This is a genomic window from Streptomyces anandii JCM 4720, assembly GCF_014650655.1.
Lineage (GTDB): Bacteria > Actinomycetota > Actinomycetes > Streptomycetales > Streptomycetaceae > Streptomyces > Streptomyces anandii.
The window spans coordinates 137,812-143,886 of the sequence record NZ_BMVJ01000012.1 but is presented as its reverse complement, the minus strand read 5'-3'; the positions used below and the strand labels follow the sequence as shown (position 1 = coordinate 143,886).

Annotated in this window: 5 protein-coding genes and 1 pseudogene; all 6 read right to left on the bottom strand. The window is 72.9% G+C overall.

Annotated elements, in window-relative coordinates; genetic code table 11:
- A pseudogene (locus IE249_RS22235) lies at positions 1–1,570 on the bottom strand (nicotinate-nucleotide--dimethylbenzimidazole phosphoribosyltransferase); the annotation flags it as partial.
- Positions 1,571–1,917: 347 nt separating this feature from the next.
- Positions 1,918–3,129, bottom strand: a complete 1,212-nt coding sequence (gene cbiE, locus IE249_RS22230; RefSeq protein WP_189707162.1) for a precorrin-6y C5,15-methyltransferase (decarboxylating) subunit CbiE — start codon at positions 3,127–3,129, stop codon at positions 1,918–1,920.
- 134 nt (positions 3,130–3,263) lie between these two features.
- A complete protein-coding gene (locus tag IE249_RS22225) occupies positions 3,264–3,911 on the bottom strand; it encodes a GNAT family N-acetyltransferase (RefSeq protein WP_189707161.1) in 648 nt (215 codons plus the stop codon).
- Positions 3,912–4,057: 146 nt separating this feature from the next.
- Positions 4,058–4,897 carry a MetQ/NlpA family ABC transporter substrate-binding protein gene (locus tag IE249_RS22220; RefSeq protein WP_189707159.1) on the bottom strand — a complete coding sequence of 280 codons (840 nt, stop codon included), beginning with the start codon at positions 4,895–4,897 and terminating at the stop codon, positions 4,058–4,060.
- Between the two features lie 117 nt (positions 4,898–5,014).
- Entirely contained in the window at positions 5,015–5,752 is a 738-nt protein-coding gene (locus IE249_RS22215; RefSeq protein ID WP_189707157.1) for a methionine ABC transporter permease, read from the bottom strand.
- A partial coding sequence (locus tag IE249_RS38125) for an NIL domain-containing protein (protein ID WP_229859009.1) occupies positions 5,749–6,075 on the bottom strand: 327 nt, incomplete at its 5' end. The genes IE249_RS22215 and IE249_RS38125, both read right to left, overlap by 4 nt.

Genomic DNA, 6,075 nt, shown 5'->3' with positions numbered 1-6,075 from the left:
CCGCGTCCTGCGGCGCCTCCACAGCCCCGTCGGCCTGCTGAGCTTCGACGACCTGCTGGGCCCCGGCGACCTGCTCGACACCGCTGACCTGCTCGGCCCCGGCGACCTGAAGGCCCTCAGCGGCAACCTGAGCCTCCGCCGCGTGCAGGGTCTCGGCCGCCGCGTCCTGCGGCGCCTCCACAGCCCCGTCGGCCTGCTGAGCTTCGACGACCTGCTGGGCCCCGGCGACCTGCTCGGCACCGCTCACTTGCTCGGCCCCGGCGACCTGAAGGCCCTCAGCGGCAACCTGAGCCTCCGCCGCGTGCAAAGCATCGGCCGCCGCGCCGTGCGGCGCCTCCACAGCCCCGCCGACCTGCTCGGCCTCGGCAACCTGCTGCACCCCAGCAGCCTGCTCGGCACCGCTGACCTGCTCGGCCCCGGCGACCTGAAGGCCCTCAGCGGCAACCTGAGCCTCCGCCGCGTGCAAAGCATCGGCCGCCACGTCCTGCGGCACCTCCACAGCCCCGCCGACCTGCTGAGCCCCGGCGAGCTGCTGCACCCCAGCAGCCTGCTCAGCGTCACCGGCCTCCTCGGCGCCGCCGACCCGGCCGGCCCCATCGACCTGCCCCGACCCGGCAGCCTGCTCGGCGCCGGGGGCGGGTCCCGCTTCCGGGGCTTGTACGGCCGCCGGTACTCCACCGGACTCCGGCACTCCATCGGCCCCCAGGACTCCAACGGCTTCCGGAGCCTCCCCGGTCTCCGTGACCTGGACCGCGGCCGCCTGCGTACCCTCGGGGCCGACCGTCCCGACCGTACCCACGGCGTCCGGCGTCTGTGGCGCCCCGGCCGCGTCCGCGGCGGGATCGCCCGCCTGCGGGGCGACGGCCTCCCCGCTCCCGGGCGCCTGCCCCCCGGGAAGGGGGTGGGCAGCCGGAGCCGCCGCGCCGGCCTGGGCCGCGAGCCGCGCCATGGCGGCCTGGGCCGCGTCACCGGCCTCGGCACCCGGAACAACCGTTTCCGCGGCCGCGGCCTCCGCGCTCACCTGGGCCACCACGGGAGCCTGCGGCGCGGGCGCCGCAGCCTGCGCGCCCCACGGCGCGGCGCCCTGGGGCGCCATCTCGCGCTGCGGGACGTCGAGGTACTCGGGGCCGGCCGTGGGCGGTCCGGGCTGCCTGACCGGCGCGCCCGCGGGGCCGCGGTCGGCGAGGGAGCGGACCGGGCTGGCGGAGGCGTCGGGGATCGGCGGGCCGAGGTGCAGCGGCCGGCGCGGGGGCACCGGGGCGCCGGGTCCGGGCGGCGGCGTGTGCGCGGGGTCGTGGTGCAGAACGCCGCCGAGGTCGACGGAGCCGCTGTCACGTCCGGACGCCTCGTGCGCTCCCTGCTGGTGGACGGCCTCGACGACCGGCTCCGGGGCGGGCGGGGGCACTTCGTTGCCCCACGCGCCCTGGGAGCCCGGCAGCAGCAGGTCTTCGTCCTCGGCGGGAGACTCGGAGAGGTAGGTGTACGCGCCGTGCGGGGGGACGCCCGGCTGCTCCACCATGCCTGCGCTCTCCGGCAGTCCCTCGCCCGGGACCTGGCCGGTGTCGGTCATGCGTACCCCTCGCCCATCGGTTTAGTGCTTCTGCATCCAGCTCACCCGGAACGGCGCACCGACCGCCCCGCTGTGAAGAACGAGCGTCCGCGCCCAGCGGCACGAACGACCGCCCGTAAAAGGCGACAAAGCCATTGAGTGGCATTGTCCCGGTCGTCGCGCCACCGCGACAGCGTGATCCGCCACGGTCCGCTGTGGACTGCGCCACGTTGCGCGTCCTGACGGTTCTGCCGTACCACACCCGTCCCAAAACGGGTGGGTTTTCCGGATATTGACGAACGAAGTTCCGGATCACCCGAAGCGGTATGACGATCGGCCACCCTATCGCGCGCGGTACGACGATCCGATCACGGGGCGCGGTCGGGAAGGACCCCGCTGAGCAGGAACGCGACGCTCCGCTCGGTCTCCGTCCAGGCCCGGGTGTCGAGTTCGACGGACTGCAGCAGGGCGCACTCGACCTGGTATCCGTGCTCGGTGAGGTCGCGGCCGACGAGTTCGGCGGCGTCCCGGGTGGCGGCGTGGGCGACGATGCGCTGGGGGCGGCGGTCGGCGACCGCGGAGACCACGGCCGCTCCCCCGCCGCCGATCCGGACGACGTCCGGTTCGGGCAGGTTCTCCAGGATGTGCGGGGCGCTGCCGTGCACCACTTGGAGCTGGACGCCGAAGTGGCGGGCGGCCGACTCGGTGCGGGCGCAGGCCTCCCGGTCGCGGTCGACGGCGATGACGGCGGCGCCGCCGCGGGCGGCCTCGGTGGCGAAGGCGCCGCTGCCACAGCCGATGTCCCACACGAGGTCTCCGACGCGCGGTCCGAGACGGGCGAGTTGGGCGGCGCGCAGCAGATCCGTTTCTCCCTCGCCGAGGGCGCCGCCGTAGGCCTGGGCGGGCTGGGTCCAGCCGCGCGGCCCGGCGGCCGGGTCGCGGCCCGCGATCCAGCCGCCGCCCTCGCCCGCGCCGGCCGGGCCGCCGATGACGATGACGACGTTGGGGTCGCGCCAGCTGTGGTCGGCGGCCTTGTCGGAGGTGACGACGGTGACCTGTTCGCGCTCGGTGCCGAGTTCCTCACAGATGACGAAGGTGCGGTGCACGCCCTCCAGCAGCAGGCCGAGTTCGGCGGGCCCGGCACCGGGGGCGGTCAGTACGGCCACCTTGGTGTGGGCTCGGCATACATTCACCGCGCGTCGCAGGGTGCGCTTGTGTGCGACGACCACTTGGGCGTCGTCCCAGGGCATTCCGGCGCGGGCGAAGGCGGCGGCGACGGAGGAGACGGCGGGGACGACCTCGACCTCGAGGCCGAACTCGGGTGCGCGCAGGGTCCGTACGACTCCGAAGAAGGCGGGGTCGCCGTCGGCGAAGACCACTGCGGTGCCGCGGTGGGCGGCGATCCGGCGGGCGGCGAGGGCGACGCTGCCGAGGCGGATGCGCTCGGCTGCCGGGGGCACCCCGGGCAGCGCCAGGTGGTGGGCGGCACCGGCCACGAGGGTGGCGGCGCCGAGCGCGCCGCGCGCCGCGTCGGTCAGCGGCGAGCCGTCCCAGCCGATCACCGTGACCCGGTCGGCCATCGTCGTCAGTCTCCAGGGGGTTGAGCGGGAGCGTTCTCGCAGGTCGTCCTGGACGGCCCGCGCGGGCCCCGTGAGGGTACCCGGTCCGGCGGGAGGTCAATGCGCCCGGCCCGGTCGCGTCGCCCGGGATTCCTTCAGTTCCAGTCGGCGTACGAGGTGAAGCCGCCGGCGCCGGAGCGCTGCTCGCCCATGTCCTCCAGGTCTTCCAGGTCCTCGGGGAGCAGGCTCCAGACGATGAGGTCGGTGCGTACGTCGGCCCACTCGCCGCGCTCGTTTCTGCTGCGGGCTATCCAGGCGCCGCGCAGGACTCCCTCGCTGATGCAGCCGATCTTCTGGGCGACCTGCTGGGAGGCGGTGTTGTCGGCGGCGGTGCGCAGCTCCAGGCGCTCGAACCTCCGGTCGTCGAAGACCCAGTGGGCGGTGGCGAGGGCGGCCTCGCTGGCGTAGCCCTCGCCGCGGGCCCAGGGGGCGATGACGTAGGCCATCTCGGTGGAGCGCACCCGCCAGTCGGTCCTGCGCAGGTGGACGGTGCCGACCAGGCGCTGGGTGAGGAACTCGTCGACGGCGAAGACGATGCCGCGGCCCTCGGCGCGTTCGGCGGGGGCGAGTTCGGTGATCCAGTCGCGGGCGTGGGCCTCGGTGTAGGGCTGGGGCACGGAGGTCCAGGCGGTGACCAGCTCGTCGTTCATCATCTCGGCGAAGGCCTCGATGTCCGACTCCTCCAGGGGGCGCAGGACCAACCGCTCCGTGCTGATGGAGACGTTGGGGAAGGTGCTCGTCATGCGCCGCTCCGTAACCTTCGGTGAACCTTCGGTGCCTGGCTGAACTGCCCAGCATGCAGCATGAGAGCACTGAACCGCACCACGGGGTCCACACCGAGTGGCGGTGCGGACCCCGTGCGTGCCGGAACGCGGCCGCGGCGGGCGGATCAGAACGCCGGGACGACCGCGCCGTCGTACTTGTCCTCGATGAACTTCTTGACCTCGGGCGAGGTGAGCAGCTTGGCGAGCTTCTTCACGCGCGGGTCGTTCTCGTTGCCCTTCTTCACGGCGAGGAAGTTGGCGTAAGGGTTGTCCTTCGCGGCCTCGGCGGCGATGGCGTCCTTGGCGGGGCTGAGCTTGGCCTCCAGGGCGTAGTTGCCGTTGATCACCGCGGCGTCGACGTCACCGAGGGAGCGCGGGAGCTGGGCCGCCTCCAGCTCCTTGAACTTCAGGTTCTTGGGGTTGGAGGTGACGTCCTTGGGGGTCGCGTCGTATCCGGCGCCGGACTTCAGCTTGATGACGCCGTTCGCCTCGAGCAGCTTGAGGGCGCGGGCCTCGTTGGTGGTGTCGTTGGGCAGCGCGACGGAGGCGCCCTGCTTGAGGTCCGCGAGCTTCTTGACGCCGCGGGAGTAGACGCCGAGCGGCTCCAGGTGCACGGTGCCGCCGGGCACGGGGACGATGTCGGTGCCGTTCTTCTTGTTGAAGTCGTCGAGGTACGGCTTGTGCTGGAAGTAGTTGGCGTCGACCTGGCCCTGCTGGACGGCGGTGTTGGGGGTCACGTAGTCGGTGAACTCCTTGACCTCCAGCTTGAGTCCGGCCTTCTTGGCCAGGTTGTCCTTCACGTAGGTGAGGATCTCGCCCTGGGGGGTGGGGGTGGCGGCGACCGTCAGCGTGGCGTCGGCGTCGGCCTTGCCGCTGCCGGAGGAGCCGGAGCCGCAGGCGGAGAGCCCGAAGGTGAGGGCTCCGGCGGCCAGGACAGCGGTGGTGATCTTGGCGGTGTTACGCACGAAAAGTGCCTTTCCTCGGTGGTGCGACCCGTCGTGGGTGGACGGGGGGTCTTGGGGTGATGCCGGTCAGGGGCGACGGGGGCCGCGGGGTGCGGGGGAGGCCGGGGACGGCCGGACTCAGGCGGCCCGGCTCACGTCGGCCGGCGCGGGTCGCTTCGCCTTCAGCAGGCGCAGCCTGGGGGCTGGGCCGGAGCGGCCGCCGCGCCGGTGCAGGGAGCGGGCCGCGAGGTCGCCGGCGAACTGGATGAGGGAGATGACCACGGCGAGGATCGCCACGGTGATCCACATCAGCTGGGTCTCGAAGCGCTGGTAGCCGTAGCGGATGGCGATGTCACCGAGTCCGCCGGCGCCGACCGTGCCGGCCATCGCGGTGTAGCCGATGAGCGCGACGACCGTGGTGGTGGTGCTGGAGATCAGCGAGGGCAGCGACTCGGGCACGAGGACCTTGCGCACGATGGTCCAGGTGTTGCCCCCCATCGCCTGCACGGCCTCGACGAGTCCGCCGTCCACCTCGCGCACGGCGGTCTCCACCAGGCGCGCGAAGAAGGGGATGGCGCCGATGGCCAGCGGCACGATGGCGGCCTCGCGGCCGATGGTGGTGCCGGTGACCCAGCGGGTGAAGGTCATCAGGGCGACCATGAGGATGATGAACGGCATCGAGCGGGCGATGTTCACGATCTGCCCGAGGACCTTGTTGGCGAGCAGGTTCTGCAGCAGGCCGCCCCGGTCGGTGAGGACCAGCAGGATGCCGAGCGGGAGTCCGCCGGCCACGGCGATCAGGGTGGACCAGCCGACCATGTAGAGGGTGTCCCAACACGCCTGGGACAGCAGCGGCCGCATCTCGGACCAGCTCACTTGGCACCTTCCTTCACCAGCAGGTTCTCCTGGCTCACGACGTCGATCCGCAGGCCCTGTTCGCGCAGGAAGCCGATGGGCACGACGTTCTCCTCGTAGCGGCCCGGCAGTTCGATGCGCATGCGGCCGATCTGGAGGCCGCCGACGGTGTCGATGGCGGCTCCGAGGATCGATATGTCGATGTTGTAGGTGCGGGCCAGCTGGGAGACGACGGGCTGGGTGGTGCTCTCGCCGTGGAAGGTGACGTCGACGACCGTGCGGTCCTCGCCGGTGGCCCGGCCGCCGACCGGGAAGAGCGCGGCCGCCAGTTGGGAGCCGGGGGT